At 48.0% G+C, this 20,328-nt stretch carries 16 protein-coding genes; 3 read left to right on the forward strand and 13 right to left on the reverse strand.

The features are described 5' to 3' along the window. Positions 1-84: 84 nt before the first annotated feature. The 5 genes from H6995_08350 to H6995_08370 form a co-directional block, all read right to left on the reverse strand. Positions 85-1,119, reverse strand: a complete 1,035-nt coding sequence (locus H6995_08350) for an AraC family transcriptional regulator (protein MCP5215005.1) — start codon at positions 1,117-1,119, stop codon at positions 85-87. A 138-nt stretch (positions 1,120-1,257) separates the two neighbouring features. Further along, positions 1,258-1,650 (reverse strand): nuclear transport factor 2 family protein, encoded by a 393-nt coding sequence (locus tag H6995_08355; GenBank protein MCP5215006.1) that lies wholly within the window; start codon positions 1,648-1,650, stop codon positions 1,258-1,260. A gap of 37 nt (positions 1,651-1,687) precedes the next feature. Next, positions 1,688-2,935, reverse strand: a complete 1,248-nt coding sequence (locus H6995_08360) for a thiolase domain-containing protein (protein MCP5215007.1) — start codon at positions 2,933-2,935, stop codon at positions 1,688-1,690. 51 nt (positions 2,936-2,986) lie between these two features. Next, on the reverse strand, positions 2,987-3,745 hold the full coding sequence (locus tag H6995_08365; protein MCP5215008.1) for an SDR family oxidoreductase: 759 nt from the start codon (positions 3,743-3,745) through the stop codon (positions 2,987-2,989). An 18-nt stretch (positions 3,746-3,763) separates the two neighbouring features. Then, on the reverse strand, positions 3,764-5,980 hold the full coding sequence (locus tag H6995_08370; protein ID MCP5215009.1) for a TonB-dependent receptor: 2,217 nt from the start codon (positions 5,978-5,980) through the stop codon (positions 3,764-3,766). A gap of 321 nt (positions 5,981-6,301) precedes the next feature. Between H6995_08370 and H6995_08375 the strand changes: the two genes are divergently transcribed. Both H6995_08375 and H6995_08380 read left to right on the forward strand, forming a co-directional pair. Next, positions 6,302-7,267, forward strand: a complete 966-nt coding sequence (locus H6995_08375; protein MCP5215010.1) for a helix-turn-helix transcriptional regulator — start codon at positions 6,302-6,304, stop codon at positions 7,265-7,267. 525 nt (positions 7,268-7,792) lie between these two features. Then, a complete protein-coding gene (locus tag H6995_08380) occupies positions 7,793-8,950 on the forward strand; it encodes an acyl-CoA dehydrogenase family protein (protein ID MCP5215011.1) in 1,158 nt (385 codons plus the stop codon). A gap of 31 nt (positions 8,951-8,981) precedes the next feature. Here the strand turns inward: H6995_08380 and H6995_08385 are convergent, their stop codons facing one another. From H6995_08385 to H6995_08405, 5 genes are all read right to left on the reverse strand, one after another. Next, entirely contained in the window at positions 8,982-9,776 is a 795-nt protein-coding gene (locus H6995_08385; protein ID MCP5215012.1) for a glucose 1-dehydrogenase, read from the reverse strand. Positions 9,777-9,815: 39 nt separating this feature from the next. Beyond that, positions 9,816-11,561 carry a thiamine pyrophosphate-binding protein gene (locus H6995_08390; protein ID MCP5215013.1) on the reverse strand — a complete coding sequence of 582 codons (1,746 nt, stop codon included), beginning with the start codon at positions 11,559-11,561 and terminating at the stop codon, positions 9,816-9,818. A gap of 89 nt (positions 11,562-11,650) precedes the next feature. Continuing rightward, positions 11,651-12,175 carry a VOC family protein gene (locus H6995_08395; GenBank protein ID MCP5215014.1) on the reverse strand — a complete coding sequence of 175 codons (525 nt, stop codon included), beginning with the start codon at positions 12,173-12,175 and terminating at the stop codon, positions 11,651-11,653. A 31-nt stretch (positions 12,176-12,206) separates the two neighbouring features. After that, entirely contained in the window at positions 12,207-12,992 is a 786-nt protein-coding gene (locus H6995_08400; GenBank protein ID MCP5215015.1) for a glucose 1-dehydrogenase, read from the reverse strand. A 76-nt stretch (positions 12,993-13,068) separates the two neighbouring features. Next, positions 13,069-15,300 (reverse strand): TonB-dependent receptor, encoded by a 2,232-nt coding sequence (locus H6995_08405; GenBank protein ID MCP5215016.1) that lies wholly within the window; start codon positions 15,298-15,300, stop codon positions 13,069-13,071. 347 nt (positions 15,301-15,647) lie between these two features. Between H6995_08405 and H6995_08410 the strand changes: the two genes are divergently transcribed. After that, on the forward strand, positions 15,648-16,745 hold the full coding sequence (locus tag H6995_08410) for a helix-turn-helix transcriptional regulator (GenBank protein ID MCP5215017.1): 1,098 nt from the start codon (positions 15,648-15,650) through the stop codon (positions 16,743-16,745). Positions 16,746-16,995: 250 nt separating this feature from the next. Here the strand turns inward: H6995_08410 and H6995_08415 are convergent, their stop codons facing one another. From H6995_08415 to H6995_08425, 3 genes are read right to left on the reverse strand one after another with little or no spacing between them, the layout of a single operon-like run. Next, positions 16,996-18,126, reverse strand: a complete 1,131-nt coding sequence (locus H6995_08415; GenBank protein MCP5215018.1) for an acetoin dehydrogenase dihydrolipoyllysine-residue acetyltransferase subunit — start codon at positions 18,124-18,126, stop codon at positions 16,996-16,998. Positions 18,127-18,134: 8 nt separating this feature from the next. Then, on the reverse strand, positions 18,135-19,139 hold the full coding sequence (locus H6995_08420; GenBank protein MCP5215019.1) for an alpha-ketoacid dehydrogenase subunit beta: 1,005 nt from the start codon (positions 19,137-19,139) through the stop codon (positions 18,135-18,137). Positions 19,140-19,154: 15 nt separating this feature from the next. Then, on the reverse strand, positions 19,155-20,126 hold the full coding sequence (locus H6995_08425) for a thiamine pyrophosphate-dependent dehydrogenase E1 component subunit alpha (GenBank protein ID MCP5215020.1): 972 nt from the start codon (positions 20,124-20,126) through the stop codon (positions 19,155-19,157). Between the last annotated feature and the right edge of the window lie 202 nt (positions 20,127-20,328).

Raw genomic sequence — 20,328 nt, forward strand, 5'->3', positions numbered from 1 at the left:
CGGAAAAGAGTTTTTGGCGATAGCTGCGCTTAAATTTGAGAAATGATAATGAATCAATGCAAGGATTACGAAAACCAACCTGATCTATTGATTTTCTACGAGAGCCTCTTCACCCAGATCACGATAGGCCGTGGGCGGCAGCCCGGTCCAGGACTTAAAAGCCCGGGAAAAAGTGCTGGTTTCGGAAAAACCAACTGCATAGGCGACCTCAAACACAGACTTTGACGGATCGCAGAGCAGCTCAATCGCAACATCTCGTCTAATGCCATCCTTAAGGAGCTGGTATGAAGTATTATCTTCCTTTAACCGACGACGAAGCGTGCCAGCACTTACCCCCAATTTTTTAGCGACTTCTTCGAAGCTCGGAAATTCTAACTCATCTCCGCTGGAATCTAACAGAACTCTTCTTACTTTAATCACAAAGCTTTTATCCGTTTCCGGTCGTACTAGCATTCCCACAGGTGACTGCTTCAAGAAAGGGATCAATTCCTCTGAGGTACGAACAATAGACCAGTTTAAGCAGTGTTTAGGGAATACTAAGGCCAGTATCGGTTGATCGAACCGGTAGAGACAACCAAATAAGACATCATATTCTTTTACATAGTCAGGTTGAGGATAGTCAAAACAGGCTTGAGATAAGGGGATGTGTTGACCCGCCAACCACCCGGCAAACCGGTGTGTCATTGCCAATAAGTATTCGGTTAGTATATTGTCTGAGTTCGGCTCTGATTTATTGATTTTAAGGCTGAGCACAGCATCTTCTCCCCGCTGTTCCAAGTGCCATCTGATCCCCTCAGTCGCAAGTTTGAAACACTCTGCCTGTTTTTCTAAAGCGGCACCAACGCGCCCTTCCTTCATCGACAGCTCACAAAAGAGTGCAAAAGTACCAAAATGCACAGGCTTAACACTCAAACCAAAAAACTCGTCATCCAACTCTTTCCAGAGCGACCGCAATATGGCTGTGTACTGATCTAAAGTAAATCTCACCTTAGGCTCATGCATCACTTCCGGTGATAAATCTACCGATTGCAGTATCTTCTCGGGAGCCAGTCCTCTGCTGTGCGCATTGCGCAGCAATGGCAACACGAAATGGCTGTGAATGGTATTTCTAAGATTCATAGTCTGATCGTTGAAAACTGATTTTGCGGATAAGTTTATATGATTGCTTTACTACAGAGTAAAAGACTATAAAAATAAAGTGAATGGTTCCTCATAAAGCTTTTGAGACATGATTACCATTACATAAACTAAACTCACTTACTTTTTCATAGCATCTTTTACGCCTGAGACCTCTGATAACTGACTAAAATTCAGCTGTGCGGCAAAACTCTGTATCGCGATCTTACCATTTCGAATAACAAAGGTATCCGTGCCCAAGGGTATCTGATCACCCGCTCGCCAGAGAATATATGCCGTATCCTGGTATATATCCTGGCGCAAGACCTCAATACTTTGCAAAACATCCGCTGGTAAATTTGCTAGAAAGCTAGCAAACATAATTTTCAAATTAGATAACCCCTGCACCGGACCATTGGGTGTATAGATCAATGAGTCATCATCGTAATCGCTAAGAATTTCAGGCACATTGGTGCTGAGCAATGCATTGAGATGATGATCGAGTAATTGTGTAATTTCCTGCTCTTGATTCAAACCTGTTCTCCACTGGAGGCTATTATGATTGGATTAACTAGAGACCAATGACCATCGCGGCCACTGTCGTTAGCGTACCGCCGACATTAATCAGCATGGCATTTTTTGCACCCTCAACCTGATAGTCTCCAGCACTTTGCGTTACCTGCTTGTAGCAATCCAGTGCCATACGCACGCCCGTACAACCTATCGGATGACCAGCACCCAATAAACCACCACTCGGATTAACCGGAAAAGATCCACTCAGTCCAATCGTGTCATCTTCGATGACTTGCCATACCTCACCGGGAGCCGCTAAACCACAGTGATCTAAAATCATATACTCGGTAACGCTAAAGCAATCATGCAACTCCAGCACATCCATTTTTTTAATACTCGCCATACCAGCACGATCTACCGCGCTATCAATGGTTTTTTTTAGGTGTGGCATGTAATAGTCGCTTCCGGAGGCCTGCGAGAGCCGTCGTTTAACCGCCAGTTCCGTCGGCATCGTGCTATGAGCAAAGCTTTTGATCCAGGGTATCTGTTCAAATTTCAAGCCATGTTTGGTTGCATATTCCCTGGCGAAATCTTCGCTCGCTAAAAATAAAATCGCCGCTCCATCCGCCGTACGGCATACGTCATGCACACGAAAATCGCTCATTGCCACCGGGTTTACCTCATCGTTGGCTGTGAAGCAGGCATCGGTGAAGGGATAATTTTTCCCTCTGGCATTTGGGTTTCGCTTGGCGTTATTAAGATTAATACGGGATATTTCGCCAAGATGCGCGTAATCCAACCCATAACGGTCTATGTAATCGCGTTGAAACTGGCTGAACAGATAAGGCCAAACCCACTCTTCCTGGGTCCTTTCCGTCGGCCAAGCATGTGCACCAATCGCTTGATCCAAAGTGGCGAACTCTTTGATATCAGCGGTATCAACCCCCATCACCTCAACCCCGGCAACACAGACCAAATCATAAAACCCCGCGCCAATATCCGAGATTGCTCCCAGCATAGCCATCGAACCCGAACAACAAGCTGCCTCATGTCTACTGGCAGGCATGCCAGCAAATTTGTCATTCGCCATACCGAAGAAGCCACCCATTTGCGCGTAGTGCGTCAATACATCGCCCGAGGCATTACCAATGTGCCCTCTTTCTACCTTAGTCGGATCGATGCCAGTAGTTGCTAACGCCTGCTCCATGGTTTCACTAAAAAGATCAAATACAGTTTTACCTTCTTTGAACATATCACGGCTAAAGTCTGATTGGACGCCACCCAAGATATAGGTACGTGCGGACATATTTTCCTCTTATTAAATTTTCACACTCATGACTTAAAAGACCACTGTTTTCTATAACCCTAACCAGGTATTTGCATGGCTCAATCCACCATCGACCACCAACGATGCGCCATTGATATAACTGGCATTGGACGAAGCCAAAAACAGTATGGCTTGCGCGACATCGTCAGGACTTCCCACACGACCACATGGAACCTGCTCTTCCATTAACTGAAACAGCCCTGCCTTTTCTTGCGCAGTCGCCAAACGGTCGATAATGGCTGTATCGATAACCCCTGGTAAAATACAGTTAGCCCTCAGCCAGGGCAGGTCGCGCACCAAATGTTTGGTGTACTTCTCCACTCCGGCTTTCGCACAGGAATACAAAAAATGATTACCCCATTCAAGACGCGCTGCTACGGAGGCGATATTAACCACATTGGCAGACCGGCTTGCCCGCAACAGTTCAAGACTGTGCTTGATCAATAACATGGGGCCACGAAGATTAATGTGGAAATGCTGGTCAAAGTCAGCGGGGGTAAATTCCATCCCCACAAACCTACCTGCCCCAGCGTTATTGACTAGTACATCAACCCGATCAAAACGTGCCTTAATTTTCGCTAGCGCTTTTTCTATTGATACCTCAGTACCAAGATCACAACGCACAGCGGTGAGCCTGTCACCGCAATGTGCGCTAATTTCCCGTAAACCCGGTTCATTCACATCCAGCGCAATGACCAAGCCACCGTGGTCTATAAAGGCTTTGCTGGTGGCCGCTCCTATACCCGAAGCGGCGCCTGTCACCAGTATAACTTGTTCTGAAAAGCTCACCCTTTTCACCTATGGCGGTTATTCGTAACGGTAGGTAAAATCAAGGCCATAGCTGCGACGATCGCCATAGAACAGCGGAATAAATCCGAATACACCTGACAGATCGGTACTATCAACCACGTACTCCTCGTCGGCAAGATTCCGTCCCCAAAGGGAGATATCCCAAGCGCCACCTTCCGCCAACAAGGATACCCGTGCGCCGAGCAAGTCATGATCGCCTCTGGAGCTAATTGACTCTAGCTCGAATGAATTAAAGAAACGCTCATCAGTGTAGGAATAGTCACCTTGAAGACGCAATGTCATCCCATTCGATAACCCAATATCATAGGCAAGCGCCAGATTAATATTCCATTCCGGAGCGCCCGGCAGCACATTACCGGACAAATCACCGCCAACGGTGGATTCAAAGTCTTTGTACTGGGTATCTAGGTAACCAACACCGGCAGTAAGCTCAAGGCCATCCAAAGGGAAAGCTTTGATTTCCAATTCAACGCCATAAATCTCTGCGTCGGAGGCATTTTCCAAAGCAAACACCAGCGGATTAGCTGGGGTGCTACCGGAAACAAAGGTTAATACCTGTAATTCCGAATAATCGTAATAGAAAGTCGCCAGATTCAATTGCAAACGATTATCCATCAGGGTTGATTTCAAGCCCAGTTCATAGGCGATCAAATACTCCGGATCGACCGTGGTCAGCTCATTCGGATCAAAAAAAGCACCCAGGTTAAATCCGCCCGATTTGAAACCTCGGGAAACACTGGCATAAGCCATAACATCGTTATTGAACTTATAATCCACCGCCAAGCGTCCGGAGACTGCACTCCAATCATCCACGAGCTTGGTCATAGGAATAATGGGTACCGGAGCGATGTCAGGGGCGCTGGGGTTAAACAGATTAAGTACGACTGAACTGAACAAATCCGCATCTTTCTCTTCGTAGGTATAGCGAATGCCAGCATTAATTGACCAGCCATTACCCGCATCAAAGTTAAGTTCGGAAAATACGGCATAGGTTGTTGTTTCGCGCTCCGAACCAGCCAGCAAAGGCAGTGCTACACCGACAGGAAGTGCACCAAAGAGATTGGCGAAGGTGTCATACTGAATGTCCTCTGTCAGATAAAAAACACCTGCAACCAAGTCTGTTTTTTCATTCAGCATCATATTGATATTAAATTCCTGAGAGAACTGATCACCATCCGTTTCAAAACAGATTTCATCCAACGATAACGGACTGTGATCAAAATCGCCGCAGTAATCGGTTTCACTGTTTTCAAATGCAGTAATGGATTTCAATGTGGCTTCACCAAGATCATATTCAATTTTCAGCAACGCTCCTTCGGCATCAATATAGTGCTTATTTTTGCCGTTAAAATTCAGTTTCTCGGTGTTCCCAGGAGAGGAATCAGCATAACCAAGCACGCTGGTGTTACCTGGGAAAGTCCCGACCGGTTTGCCCTGTTTAAAATCGCTCCGATCAACATGGGCGTGAACACTGAAATCAACCTGCACCTTATCGGAAGGTAGATAGCGGATGCTGGCGCGCCCGGAGTGTGTTTCCACCCCATTGGCGTCTTTGCCGTCAAATAAATTTTCCCGGTCACCCTCGTTATAGTCGGTTTTTGCCGCCAGCCTGAGCATCAACCTGTCCGCTATCAATGGCAGGTTGAGGTAGCCTTCGAAGCCCCTACGCTCATAGTTGCCGACAGTTGCGCTAATACCCGACTGAAATCGATCAGTCGGCTTGTTTGAATGAAAGGCTATAGCGCCACCGGTCGTGTTTCTGCCAAAGAGAGTACCCTGAGGACCGCGCAACACCTCAATTCTTTCCAGATCGTAGACCTGAGAGATTTGCGACCCCGTCAGTCCCATCACCACATCGTCCAGATAAATACTGACCGGACTCACCGTCGTCGCGTTGTAGTCATTATTACCCACCCCCCGAATAAAAATATTGGGTTGTCCGCCAAAGGTCTTTATCTCCAGGTTTGGCACCTTTTCGTCAATGCTCAAGGTATCGCTGAAACCGTTTTCTTTGATCGAATTTGCATCGAAGGCAGCGATAGATATCGGCACATCTTGAACACTCTCAGCTTTCTTCCGGGCGGTAACTATCACCTCTTCAATCTGGTAGCTTTTGATCGAACCCGCCAGCGCTGCCTGCCCGTAGAGCTGCGCCAAAACACTCACGACAGCAATAAACAGACAGGATTTTAATGCGGAAATTTTATTGCTCATTTATTTCTATCCTCCCGAATAGCATTCGGGCTTACCAAGATTATCTTGCGCAAGCCTCTCTTCTGTTTTTTCATCTACTCTTAGCACGCCAGCTAAGATTACAATTCCCTTGTCTAAAAACACTCGTCAACTTATCCTAAATCCACCATGATGAACCTAGTCGGATCCGGTAATTTCATCATTTTGACGAACATAGCATATTGCGATCTATCACAGAGTTCTTTGACTGTAGGGAACAAATATTTAGACAATCGCGCATACGTGAATAAAAATTTAGCTATTATTTAAACCACTAAATGCCCAACCTTTGGAGTGCATAGCATGCCTCTGGAAATTGACTGGAAAGCCCAAAAACTCAATAAAAATGAGGACTTCAAAGCCTTTAGCGAACATCTGAGCGAGGTTCATTTTGATTGGAAAATCAAACAGAGTGAAGGCCTAAACCGCCAGATTAACGCCTATATCAAAAAATATAGTTTCGGTGAATGTTTCGTCACTGATGTCATGACATTACCTATTAAAGGCGAGCGGGCACTGCCACACGGCACTACCAAACAACCTTGCTATCTCATCATTTCCTACATTCTCGATGGCAAGGGTTACAGCATTTCAGTGGATGAGTGTCATGACTTCGTCAAACGTGGCAATTTATTTATCTGGAACAGCAATCACCCCCTACAATTCGAATCCAAAGAAAACATTCGTCAAATCTCCGTATTTATACCAGCCACCTACCACAGTGTCGCCCAGTCACTGATTCGTCAAGATCAGATTGTGGTCATTGATGATCATGATGTGCTATCAAATATATTACGCTCTACCTTGCTCACCTTACGTAAGAATGCACACAAGGTTAGAACCAGCGAAGAACGCCCCATCATCAACGTACTGCTAGATCTCGCCAAAGCCTGTACCGAATCACGCTCGGCAACTCAGCTAGTCAAAAATAAGAATCCTCAAACCCTACTGCAAGAAGCACAAGAATATATCGAGGAAAATCTGTTCGATGTTGATATCGGCGTCCAAAGTATTTCCCGGGCATTAGGCATCAGCGATCGTTATCTACATAAACTTTTTGCGAGCACAGAGATGAGTTTAACTAAGACAATTTCCGATAAACGCACAGCCCTGGCGGCACGCTATTTGTCTGATACGGGGCTTAGCGACCTCAGTGTCACTGATATTGCCTTCATGATCGGCTTCAATGACTCAGCTTACTTTAGCCGTGTTTTCAAAGCAAAATACGGCCTTTCGCCAAAACAATTTCGTCGCCATAAATTCAAATAACCACTTATGTTTTTATTTTCTTTATAGCGAGAAACCACTATTTTTATCTCAAAATAAAATGGTTTATCGCTAAAACGATTAGCGTTTTTTGCTAACAATTAGCAACTTGCCGCCATTCGCCAATAATCTCGCAGCCGATATAGTCACTCCTCAATAGGTTTAAACTTAGTCATTCACACTATATTGGTAATAACCGCGTTCAAGTCATGTAATTTAAATAGCAATAAAACCAATGCTATTTTTGCAGACTGGCGTTTCTATAAAATTCTACGGGAGGAAAAGAAGCCGTGCAAAAACATGCGCCGCATCACTAAGGAATATTTCGTTGAAAAGCTCTACGACAATACACGTCCACTCGCCATTGGGGACGGAGAAAACACGACATTAATCCGTATCGTTGGCGGTAAAATTATAAAGCACACTTTCCTTCGTGGTGATATTAACGAGATGGTTTAACCGTCAAATTTAACCATCGAAATATACACCTCTTAATCTCAGCTCAATGAAAATAATAGGATTTAGCAAATGGATATGAATCTATCCGAAGAACAGAGCATGATACAGGACATGGCAAGAAAATTTTCCAACTCAGAGTTAGCGCCACAGGCCGCGCTGTTGGATCAAAAGTCCAGCCACAAAATACTCATTCAGAACGTACACAAGCTAGCGCAACTTGGTTTTATGGGACTTAATGTCAATTCCGAGTACGGCGGCACACAGGCAGGTCCTGTTGCTTTCAGTTTGGCAATGACCGAAATTGGGCGTGGTTGCGCCGCTACCGCCGCCACCATGTCTGTCACCAACATGGTAGGTGAAGTGATCCAGAGCGTTGCCAGTGAAGCACAAAAAAAGCGCTACCTTCCAAAGTTATGCAGTGGTGAATACAGCGCTGGATCTTTTTGTTTGTCTGAACCCGGTGCTGGCTCTGACCCTTCGCAAATGCGTACCAAAGCCGTTTTAAGCAACGGCGAATGGGTACTAAATGGCAACAAAGCTTGGATCACCAGTGCCGAGTATGCTGGTATTTTTGTTGTCTGGGCAGTGACTGACTCTTCTCGCCCCAAGGGGAAAGGCATTTCCTGCTTCCTGGTAGAGCACAATACGCCAGGGCTAACCATCGCCCCCACAGAAAAAAAAATGGGACAACGCGGATCAAGCACAAACACGGTAATATTTGAAAATTGCCGCATTCCTGAATCTGCATTGATGGGGCAATTGAACGATGGTTTTCGGATTGCCGTAGCGGAACTGGCTGGTGGCAGAATCGGTGTTGGCTCACTAGCACTCGGTATTGGCCAAGCAGCAATGGACTATGCCCGAGCATACCTGCCGCAAAGAAAACAGTTTGGTCAACCGCTCAGCAATTTTCAGGGGTTACAGTGGATGCTCGCAGATGCTTATACCGAGCTTGAAGCGGCCCAATTACTATTGATGAAAGCTGCCTATTTAAAGGAAAACGGCAAGACTTTCTCCAAAAATGCATCGATGGCCAAACTGTATGCCACCGAAACAGCAAACCGCGTATGCCATACCGCGCTACAATTTATGGGCGGCCTTGGCTACACCCAAGAGCTGCCATTGGAGAGATACACGAGAGACGCTAGAGTTACTTCGATTTATGAGGGCACCAGTGAAATACAACGCGTCATTATTGCGCGAGAGTTACTTCAAGAGATCGCCTAGCCAAAGCAAACTCAACGATAAACTCTGCAACTCAGCCGTTTAGCTCCATACCACCATCCACCACCAACTGTATTCCCGTGACGTGTTTGGATTCATCCGACGCCAGATACAATACAGCGTAAGCGATATCATCCGGTTCTCCGTATTCGCCATAGGGTATACGGGCTAAAAACTGCTGTTCGGCTTCCTCTTTGCTAATTCCGGTCAGGCGTACTGTTTCATTGATCAAATTATCATGCATGGCGGTTTTAATTTGGCCAGGATGAACGCTATTGCAGCGAATTTTTGAACCGGTAGCCGCACAGTGTGAGGCAACTGATTTGGTGTATTGCCGCACTGCGGCCTTACTTGCACCGTATGCCGCTATGAAGGGTGTGGCTACCAGAGCCGCGATAGATGATAGATTAATGATCGACCCGCCACCGCCAGACCTCATCAAAGGAATAGCGTGTTTACAACCGAGAAAAATACTTTGGCTGTTGACTTCCTGTATCTTCTGCCAAGTTTCCAGCGCGGTGGTTTCTGGGTCGGCGTTCTCTACCGGCCCACTGATGCCAGCATTATTCACCAGAATATCCAGGCGGCCATAATCACTTTTTATAGCGCTTAAGATTGCTTCCCACTCGGACTCCACAGCCACATTTTGCAGCATAAAAACAGCACCAATTTCTTCTGCTGTTTTTTGTCCGTTCGCTTCCTGCACATCTGTAATAATAGTTGTCGCTCCCTGCTCTACCAAGAGCGCGGCGATCGCACGCCCCAACCCGTTTGCACCACCGGTCACCAGTGCAATTTTCCCACCGACTCTACCTGACGCTTTAGCCATCATGATTTCTCCATTTCCAACTTATCAGGCACAAAACTTTTAGGCGACTGCCCGCATTTTATTTTTCGGTAGTTCGGGAAACTGGAATCCATCCAGAATAATATTAGGCCAGAGAAAATCCATCGGATGGGGTGTAAAATCTACGCCAACATTAATCACCGCCGGTTTGTTCGATTCCATTGCGCGTTTAATGGCCGCAGCTAGCTGTTTCAACTCCGTCACATCTTCAGCATAGCAACCAAAGCCCTGCGCGATTTTAGCAAAATCCACCTTGGATAATTTGGTACCGAACTCGGGGTTATCCAGTATATCTCCAAAGGGTTTATACATACCCCAATAGCTGTCATTGAAAATGATGGTGATAACGTTCAAACCGTAGCGCACCGCTGTTTCTAACTCCTGAATGGTCATACCCATCGCGCCATCACCAGTCAGACAGAAAACGGGGCGCTTAGGATGGGCCAGTTTCGCCGCGTTTGCGTAGGGTAAACCAAAACCCAGATGCCCCATTCCTGGAACAAAAAGTGACCGCTCCGGGCTATCGACCTGAATATGCGAAAGCGTCCACATCATGGTCTGGCCGCCATCATGAGCGACAATGGCGTCTTTGGGTAACAATTCGCTGATGGCTTTAGCGACGGCGGACTCATTGAGCATGCCGGTACCTCCAACCACTTTCGCTTCAACCGCCGTTGATCGATACAACTCCCGGCAGTCGTTACGTCTTTTAATCACGCTGTCTTTCCAAGCCGTATCCGGATTAAGCTGAACACCCTCTTTAATCAGTTCAACCAGCAATTCCAAAGTCGCCTTGGCATCACCCACCAAGCCAATTTCAATAGGCGCCGCCTTACCAATACATTCAGCATCAATATCAATCTGGATAATTTTCTGCGCTTTTGGTTTCGGATAATGCGGTGGTTTGTGAATCGGAGTGAAGGTGGAAAACTTGCAACCAAAGGCCAATACCAAATCCGCTTCCTGAGCGACATCAATGGCTACCTGCCCGGACACTAGGCCTGCCGAACCTATATTATTCGGATGATCGGGGTGAATCACGCCACGGCCATTGGCGGTCGACATTGCCAGCATATCAGTCACCTCAAGTAGTTCCCGAAATGCTTCAACACCACCGGATCGCGCGACACCGCCGCCAGCAATTAGCACCGGTTTACGGGCAGAGGATAGTGCCCCTAACACTTGCTGTAATTCCTCCCGATTTGGGGTCGGTCTTTTTAATTGATAAGGAGGAACCTGGTCCAGGTCATAGCTGCATAACTGGGTGCCAACATCACAGGGAATATCCAAATGAACCGGGCCGGGACGACCTGAACGCGCAATATGAACGGCTCGCTCAATCAGCTCCGGTGCACGTTCGGCATGATGAATGGAGGCGTTCCATTTCGTGATGGATTTGAACAACCCCAACTGATCCGCCGATTGCAACTGGTCAATGCTTGGGTCGATGGTTCTGGCCTGGTTCTGACCGGTAATCACCAGCAGCGGAATATTGTCCGCATAAGCGGCAGCTACACCCGGTACAATATTAGTCGCGCCGGGGCCGACTGTCGCGAAGCACACGCCCATCGTATCAGTCACGCGGGAAATGGAGGCTGCCATATGTCCGGCGGCTTCTTCGTGTCGCGTGGTAACATATTTTAGCTCCGGATCGCGGGATGCGCCGTCCATAATCAAACCGATCTGTGCCGCCGGCAAACCACAAATATATTTAACACCGTGTTTTTTGAGAATTGCGAGCAACATTGCACTGACTGTACATTCCATCTATACCACCTCTTAAAATTGAATCTACCGTTCGCGGGCAACTAAAACTTTGCTGACGCTGCGGCGGGTTTTATTGCTAAATTTTTTAATTAGCCGACATAGCGAACCGGATCTCTGCCATCCCAATCCCAGTGCGCACTTTCCATGTTGTGAAATAAATCGCTCACTACCGGCGTCACCTCAATCAACTCCAGCATGCCACCAAGATCCTTCACCGTATCCATATAAGCGAAACGTGCTCCGACGCTGACCTTGCCACTAAATGCCAGCTCGTGATTCTGCTGTTGATAGCGCAGCACATCTTCATCAAAGGTCTCAGAATACAGTCCCCAATGATGAAAGCCTGGGCCTTGGCGTTGCAATAGTTCGCGATAAACGGAGGGGGAATCACAGTTTTGTTGGATCAATTCGATGCAAAGATTTCCGGAAAACCCAAGCGCCACATCGATATCCAAATTAGTCGGTTCACCTCGATAACGCATATTTTCCGCTGCCAGACTTTTCAGCACAAAAAACGGGCCAACTTTTATTTTTTGTAGCCAGCGCTCCAGCGCTTGCTCCATATTCTCGACCACGTAGGCCATTTGCATTACTGTTCGTTCCGGCTGAGTCATTGATTTATCTCCTTCGTTCGAAATTCCCACACTAAGCCGAGTGACTCGCTGGCATACCGGCAGTGGTGCCACCATCTACCAAGAATGCGGTACCCGTAATCATGGCGGATTCATCGCTGGCTAAAAATGAAACTGAATTGGCAATATCCTGAGCTGTGGCTAGACGCCCTAACGGAACGTTACGCAACATGGTAGCAACCATCTGCTCTCGACTGCCGATCATTGCCGCTACTGGATCAAGCATTTCGGTATCCACATAAGTAGGATGGATAGAGTTACAACGAATGCCATAACCCAGCTCTGCGCAATCCAAGGCCACGGCTTTAGTGAGCAGCGTTACCCCGCCTTTGGTCGCACAATAGGCTGCCAAATCGGATGTACCCAGTAAGCCGCCAACAGAAGAGATGTTAATAATTGACCCACCACCGTCGGATTTTTTGATCGCCTTGATGCCATGTTTGCAACCCAGCATCGTGCCGGTTAGGTTAACCGCGACAATCTGATTCCAAGCCTCCAGATCAATCTCTTCGGCATGCCCACTAAAGCCGATACCTGCGCAATTCACTAGAATATCCAACCTACCGAAATAGTTGATCGCTTGTTGTATCGCAGCAATCCAGTCTGCCTCCTGGCTAACGTCAAGTTGCTGAAAGCGAGCTGCAGTACCAACGGTTTCCACCGTAAGATGGCCGCCCGCTACGTTGACATCGGTCACCAGCACCTGTGCACCTTCCGACGCCAGTTTCTCACAGGAAGCGCGCCCGATTCCTGAAGCGCCACCGGTAACCAGTGCCACCTTGTCAGTTAATCTCTTCATAATGAATCTTAGCCCTAAAGTTAACCTTATCCCCTCTCCTTGAGGAGAGGGTTAGGGTGAGGAGAATAAATTGACGTTAAAAGTTGTAGCTACCTTCAACACCGACCCAGCGTGGAATCCCCAAACTTTGTTCGGTAAATCCATTCGAGGCGATATCAAAGGCGTAGGTAAAGTATTCTTTATCAAACAGGTTTTTCGCGAATAATGCGATTTGATACTTTCTGTCAGGATCGCTAAAACTGATACGCCCGTTAAAGATCGCATAACTGGGAATATCCGTGTTTGGCGCGTTGGTTAACTGCGAATAGTAACCACTGTTGTAGTAACCGCTGAACTGAACCGTGATGACCCCCGCACTCAGATTAAAGTCTTGTACAATTGCACCACTGAAGGTAAAGGAGGGAGACTGGGGCGCTTCTCGATCTACCGAGATCGGATTCGCCGGATCCGTACCAATCAGCACATCTTCAACCTCGGTATCCAAAAACGCCGCGCTAAACATCAAGGTCGTGTTGTCGGCTGGTTTCAATTGCAATTCCGTATCCAAACCGCTGATAGTGGCGTCGGTATTAAACAGGGTGAAGTTTATGCCGCGTTGATCAAAGGCTTGATAGTCCTTGTAATCATAATAGTAAGCACTGATATTCCAACGGCCTTTGCCCGACCAGAAATCCAGTTTGCTACCAATTTCGTAGGCATAAATATCTTCGCCGTCAAAGCGTACGCCGGCGAAGGGCGCATGACCCGCAAAACCGGCATTATAGTTAAACGCCTTATAGCCCTTATTGAAACTGGCGTATAGCAACCAGTCTGGAGTCACAGAATAATCCAACTGTAACCGCGCCGATGTGCCATCCTCATCGTAACTATCGCTGACGCCGTTATTTGCTAAAGACGCTTCTACCAAACTGCCGGGAGGCGCGATCAGTGGCGCGACACCTGGAATCGACATGCCCCCAACAGCAAACCGTGGCACCGCAAGGTAGGCATAATCCTTATCATCGTAAGTCCAACGTATCCCCGCCGTTAGCATCAGCTGGTCAGATAGATCGCGTTCAATTTGGCCGAATACTGAGTAGGAAGTCGTTTCGACTGACCAGAGTGCCTGCTGCCCCAGCTCCAATACGTTGGCGTCGAAATCCGGCGGTGGCAAGACATTAAGATCCTGGGAGTAATCGCCATCGATATTGAGGTAGTAAACGCCTGCAGTCCATCGGGTTTCCCCCTCTACTTCTTCAATACGCAATTCCTGGCTTAGGGTATCGCTATCGCCAGTCTGTCCAAACTCGATAAAGGGGAAAGGGCTTAAATCGTTATCCTCAAGATATTCCACTTCGACGCTATTGAAGTTACTGATGGAAACCAGCTGATAACCACCGAAGTCATAGGAAATTTTTGCAGAGACATTATTGAACTGACGGTCAAGATAACCCGGTTGATCATAACTACCGCTATACTTGTCGCCGTCAGCATCCACATAGCCGGTGATCAGGTTGCCGGTCGAACCCACATTGAAGCCTAAACCCGTCACTGGATCAACTGCCGCCGCCTGGGTATAGGCCGCACCCACATTGTCGATATCCATATCATAGAAATCAGCACTCAATAAAATATTGAGTTTGTCGTTCGGCGCAAAGTTAAGGTGCAGACGGGCAGACTTCGTGTCGTCTTCTATTTGATCGGGGCCTATGTCATTCTCGATAAAACCATCGGCTTTATTGTAATAGACCGCCAGACGGGCCGTCAGGGTGTCGCTGACAGAACCACTAATCGCACCCTGAAAACCATAGGAATCATAGCTACCAGCCGTTAATTTGAGATAACCTTCGGTTTCTTCCGTCGGCTTATTGGTAATCAGGTGAACTAGACCACCCGTCGCATTACGGCCAAAGAGTGTGCCCTGTGGACCGCGCAAAACCTCTACCCGGTTCATATCAAACATTTTCACGGAATTGGTAGAAATAGATGACTGATAAACCTCATCCAAATAAAGCGCATTAGGGGACTCAATATGACCAGCAAAATCATTCTGTGCCACGCCACGGATAGATACCAATCCCACCAGCGGGCTACCTCCTCCGTTCTGAAACATTAGCCCCGGTGTAATAATGGAAAGTAAATCCGTTTCCGTAATATTAAACTGTTCTAAAGCTTCCCCGGAAATCGCTGTCACCGAAATGCCAGTGTCCTGTATATTAACTTCACGCCTCGTCGCGGTGACGATAATTTCTTCAAGCTGCGCCGCTACCAAGTCTGTGCACAGCATAGAAAAAATTGTTGAGCCGATAAGCAGGTTCTTCATTTTCATAATAAAGTATCCTCCACAAGCATTTGTTTTTGTTATTTATACTAAACATTTACAACAGTAGCCATACGGCAATTAACGCCATCTTTAGCCGCGCTGTTAGGTAGACAGATTACCTTTGCCAGGGAAAAACTTAATAGCAAAAATTACTCAATTATTTGAGTATTGAGTATAAATCCTTAGCGAAATACAGCTTCTCAGCAACCCAGAATTTTGTATATACTGCTGGTTCAGCGTTATCGAGAGAGCTATTGAGCGGTTTGAATTAAGATTTACGGGAACGACTTCTTACCGGTTGAACAAAGTTACATTTCATTTGATCATCCGGTTTGCTAAGACAGGGGCTAACCGTGGTTAACTTGCAGACCCAGGATTTAAAAGATGTTATTGAAGTAAGTCGGCGCGCACTTGAGTGCAATAGTATGGAAGCGCTTCAACAGGAAACGCTCACGCTGATGGAGCATTCGCTTGGCGCGCGCAGTAGTGTTTACGCCCAGATAACCAAGAATCACCAACAAATCCAGCTGTCTGAGGGGGCCGAACACGGTGTTCCAGAAGGCGCAATGGCACGCTGGTGCTCTGAATTCCACTCTTCCGATCCATTCATGCACCGTTACCTGGAGAGGCTTTCAACCCAACCAAGCAACGTCATCATCTCCAGCGAAGTCATTAGCCACAAAGAATACATCTCGACGGCGTTCTACAACGAATTTATGAAGCCGCAATCCATCTATCATGTGATGATCATCGGTTTAAAATCTGATGACAACAAACCCGTCGGCGTCTATGGGCTACACCGATCCATTCATGCGCCCGCATTTTCAGCGCGAGAAGTTGCCAAGGCGAACCTATTGGCTCCGCACTTAAAGGGCGCATTTCAAAGAGTCTTGGCGCAGGATATGCTGCAGGAAAGCCGCAGGATTACCGAGACTTTTGCCCATAGTTTATGCAGTGACGGTATTGCTGTACTCAACCATCGTTTGGAACCTGTTTTTATCAGCCAAAAAGCACAACTACTTTGCGGGGGAGACGGCTCTAGTTTGCCCGATAGCTTTATTCTCAAATGCGCGAGCAGCCTAAGCCAACCAAGCTCATCACAAGAGCCCAACACATTTAAATTTATACACCAAGGCCGCCCTATCCAAGTGGAAATAGACACGACAGGTGAACAAAACCGTCAGCGCTTCATCGTGCGCTTTGGCACCAGCGGCGAGACTACCTCTTGCACACAGTCAATGCGTAGCCGCATGCAGGCACAGGGTTTATCCCGGCGTGAAATGGATGTTGCTGAACTATTAGCGATAGGATTACCCAGCCAGCTAATCGCGGAAAAGCTTTATATTAGTGTTCGCACCGTCAACAACCATTTGCGTTCGATCTATGAAAAGGTGGGTGTACATAACCGTACTAGTTTAATTTACCATCTGTCGAGCGATCACAAGCAGTAGCCCTTCTTTCTATACTATTGCTCTTGAAGAGCGGCGTTCACTTTCAAGCTATTCCTCCACCGAAGGAAAGAGGCACGCACACACTCCAGCTCGTTGCGTAATCCGCAAAAAAACCATCCTGTTCTTTTGTACATCAAACAATTTTACGGCACATCAAAAAATGCCGTGAAGGCCTAAATCTGGATGGTAGTATCCACATAGCTGTTAGCCCCTACTGCTCCAGTCAAATCATCATTCAAGTGCTTTGCGTTCAATCGGCGGACGATAGATACTGCTTGACGAAGCCGTTCAACATTCCCGAGTTTTCCAGGTGCGGCATGTGTCCAGAATGCTTTATCCAGTATTCCGCCGTCGGCCTTCTGATCACCGCGCTGGTGTCACCTTCCAAGAGCACATTGTCCTGCTCTCCCCAAATGAGAAGAACCGGCTTATCTAGTCGCTCCACCTCATCCGCATCAAACGCTGTTTCACCCTGTAACAGACTGGCTGCCGCTATAGTCTGCAACGCCGAATCAACACCGTCCAAACGTTTATAACGCAATAAATTTTCAACCATTTCATTGGTTACCAAGGCTGAATCAGCAAAGAGCTGTTGCAATAGAGGTTTCATTTGTTTTTTGGTGCGCTCATGAATGAAGGAATTAAGGTATTCCGGGTCCACTGCTTTACCCATCAACGCGGGACAAATCAATACTAGCCCAGCAACTCGCTTAGACTCAGTCAACGCCAACTGCAACGCCACCGCGGCACCTAAGGAATGCCCCATAACCTGAATACGGGGCAGCTCGAGGTGATCCAAAAATAACCTTAGGGTTTTACTCAAGCCGACGATAGTACCATCTATAACCCCTTTCGATGACTGCCCATGACCCGGTAAGTCAATGGCAACCACCCTTCGATTCGAAGCTAATTTTTCAGCGTTAAATAGCCAATTTCCGGAATCACCGCCGAAGCCGTGAACCAGCAAGAGTGGCAGCTTAGCCTGATCCCCCTGCTCCGCTTGGTAATCCAGATAAAATATTTCTACGCCATCTAACGCCACGCGTCCACTGACGACCTCTTTGCTAACGCTGTTATGCAAACTCTCAATTTCGGCGCTTTGAAACCCCACAATAAATTCATCTATCTCTTGCTCGCTCTCATCGCCGTCAGTGACCACCGCCATTAATGCGCCCACCGGCAAAACTTGTTGTTCCTGTGCCACCAGCTTACGCAGAATGCCGGCAACCTGAGCCTCAACGGTACCGGTAATTTTGGTGGTTTCAATTTCCGCGATTTCCTGCCCCAGGCCTATCTTATCGCCTGGCGCGACCAACCAACTGAGCAACTCGCCCTCTTCCATCGATAGCCCCCATTTGGGGACAGTAATTGCTTTGATCATTTCCCCTCCTAATTGAGCACCTGACGGACACCTTCTATCACCCGGGCAACATCGGGCACATACGCATCTTCGAGCGGTGGTGAGAAGGGAACTGGGGTGTGGGGGGGCGTTATTTTAATAATCGGCGCTTTCAGACTGCCGAAGCCCTTCTCCGCAACGAGAGCAGCCACATCGGCGGCTAACCCACAGCGGGCGGCGGACTCGTCAACCACTATCAAACGGCCAGTTGCCTCTACCGATTCCAAAATTGTCTCTTCATCCAAAGGCGAACTGGTTCTGGGATCGATGATCTCAACGGATATTCCCTGCTCTGACAGTTTTTGCGCAGCCTGCTCGGCGACGTGAACCATGCGTGAGAAGGCCACTATCGTGACATCCCGCCCTGCGCGCACGATATTGGCCTCGCCAAAGGGTATGGAGTAGGCTTCATCCGGCACCTCTGCTGTCAAATCGTAGAGGAGTTTATTTTCAAAAAAGATCACCGGATCGTCATCTCTGATGGCTTCTATCAGTAGCCCTTTCGCATCATAGGCATTACTTGGCATCACGCATTTCAAGCCCGGTACAGAAGTAAACATATGGTACAGACATTGCGAATGCTGAGCCGCCGTCCGCATGCCAGCACCGATGGTGGTTCGAATCACCAAAGGCGTGCGTGCTTTACCGCCGAACATATAGCGAAATTTGGCTGCCTGATTAAAAATCTGATCGAAGCAAACGCCCATAAAATCCACGAACATGAGTTCCGCAACCGGTCTTAGGCCGGTCATCGCGGCACCAGCGGCGGCACCCATAATAGCTGATTCCGTTATCGGCGTGTCGATTACGCGGTCGTTGCCGAAAATCCCCGTCAACCCCTTAGTCACACCCAGCGGTCCGCCGTAAGCGTCATCGATGCCGCTGCCACCCTTGCCTCCGGCAACATCTTCCCCGATGACAATCACCCTTTCATCGCGCTCCATTTCCTGGCGCAACGCTTCGTTTAGCGCCTCACGAATGGTTTTTTGGCTCATCGCTGATTACTCCAATTATTGATAGGCAACATAAACATCCGTCAACAGATCGTTGACTTGCGGGAACTCCGCCGCTCGCGCTTGTTCTACCGCGCTATCGATCAACTGTAGAATATCGGCATCAATGCGTTCGAATTCCTCTTTTGTAATCGCCGCTTGAGCCTGGGCCATCGCGTTAAACTTTTTCAAACAATCACCGGACTCCCTGATACGCTGTAATTCTTCACGGGACCGATAGGCTTGAGGATCTCCCTCGAAATGGCCATAAAACCGCATGGCTTTAGCCTCGATCACACTTGGTCCCTGCCCCTCCCGTGCACGGGTAATCGCTTCGCTTGCGGCCTTTTCCACAGCAAAGAAGTCAGTACCGTCCACCGTCACAGCGGGCAACCCAAATCCCGCGGCGCGTTCCGCAATGCTGCTGCCACCGACCGCATAACTGCAACCGGTGGCTTCACCATAGCCATTGTTCTCAAACACAAATACCACGGGCAATTGCAACACCACAGCCATATTCATCGCTTCGAAAGTGGTTCCCTGATTTGACGCCCCGTCACCGCTGAAGGACACCGCAACGCCAGCGTTTTTTTGCACCTTCGCCGAGAGCGCCGCGCCCACGGCTAGGGGAGGATTACCCCCGACAATGGCATTGGCTCCCAACATACCCAGTTCCAGGTCAGCAATATGCATCGAGCCACCTTTGCCACCGCACAGCCCGTCTTTTTTACCAAAGATCTCCGCCATCATGCCGTGCACGTCGCAACCCTTGGCGATGCTATGACCATGACCACGATGGGTACTGCCTATATAATCCTGATCACGCAAATGAATACAGACACCCGCCGCAATGGCTTCCTGGCCCGCATAAAGATGTACAAACCCGGGGATATCGCCCGTCGTGTTTTCCCTGTGTATTCTCTCTTCAAACTCTCTGATCGTTTTCATCCGTGCGTAAGCATCCAGCAGTTGCGCTTTATCCAGCCCCATAATTTACCCCTTGTGACTCGTCATCATTCCGCCTCTGCCGACTCATCGTCAGAAAGCGCTTGACGATTTCTGACGATGACAGCCGACAACACCTTTTTACCCACATCCAGCCCGTCGGTGGATTACATAAACCATGGATTTAACGTGCAATTCCTTCATAGCGATCATGGCTAATCTCCGCAAAGATAACCGGCAAAGCCTG

Source organism: Pseudomonadales bacterium (genome assembly GCA_024234615.1).
GTDB lineage: Bacteria > Pseudomonadota > Gammaproteobacteria > Pseudomonadales > IMCC2047 > JAJFKB01.

Bases quoted from the DNA above. Each gene is read 5' to 3' on its own strand.
- H6995_08350 (MCP5215005.1), bottom strand. From the start codon at position 1,119: ATGAATCTTAGAAATACCATTCACAGCCATTTCGTGTTGCCATTGCTG.
- H6995_08360 (MCP5215007.1), bottom strand. From the start codon at position 2,935: ATGTCCGCACGTACCTATATCTTGGGTGGCGTCCAATCAGACTTTAGC.
- H6995_08370 (MCP5215009.1), bottom strand. From the start codon at position 5,980: ATGAGCAATAAAATTTCCGCATTAAAATCCTGTCTGTTTATTGCTGTC.
- H6995_08375 (MCP5215010.1), top strand. From the start codon at position 6,302: ATGCCTCTGGAAATTGACTGGAAAGCCCAAAAACTCAATAAAAATGAG.
- H6995_08380 (MCP5215011.1), top strand. From the start codon at position 7,793: ATGGATATGAATCTATCCGAAGAACAGAGCATGATACAGGACATGGCA.
- H6995_08385 (MCP5215012.1), bottom strand. From the start codon at position 9,776: ATGGCTAAAGCGTCAGGTAGAGTCGGTGGGAAAATTGCACTGGTGACC.
- H6995_08390 (MCP5215013.1), bottom strand. From the start codon at position 11,561: ATGGAATGTACAGTCAGTGCAATGTTGCTCGCAATTCTCAAAAAACAC.
- H6995_08395 (MCP5215014.1), bottom strand. From the start codon at position 12,175: ATGACTCAGCCGGAACGAACAGTAATGCAAATGGCCTACGTGGTCGAG.
- H6995_08400 (MCP5215015.1), bottom strand. From the start codon at position 12,992: ATGAAGAGATTAACTGACAAGGTGGCACTGGTTACCGGTGGCGCTTCA.
- H6995_08405 (MCP5215016.1), bottom strand. From the start codon at position 15,300: ATGAAAATGAAGAACCTGCTTATCGGCTCAACAATTTTTTCTATGCTG.
- H6995_08415 (MCP5215018.1), bottom strand. From the start codon at position 18,126: ATGATCAAAGCAATTACTGTCCCCAAATGGGGGCTATCGATGGAAGAG.
- H6995_08420 (MCP5215019.1), bottom strand. From the start codon at position 19,139: ATGAGCCAAAAAACCATTCGTGAGGCGCTAAACGAAGCGTTGCGCCAG.
- H6995_08425 (MCP5215020.1), bottom strand. From the start codon at position 20,126: ATGGGGCTGGATAAAGCGCAACTGCTGGATGCTTACGCACGGATGAAA.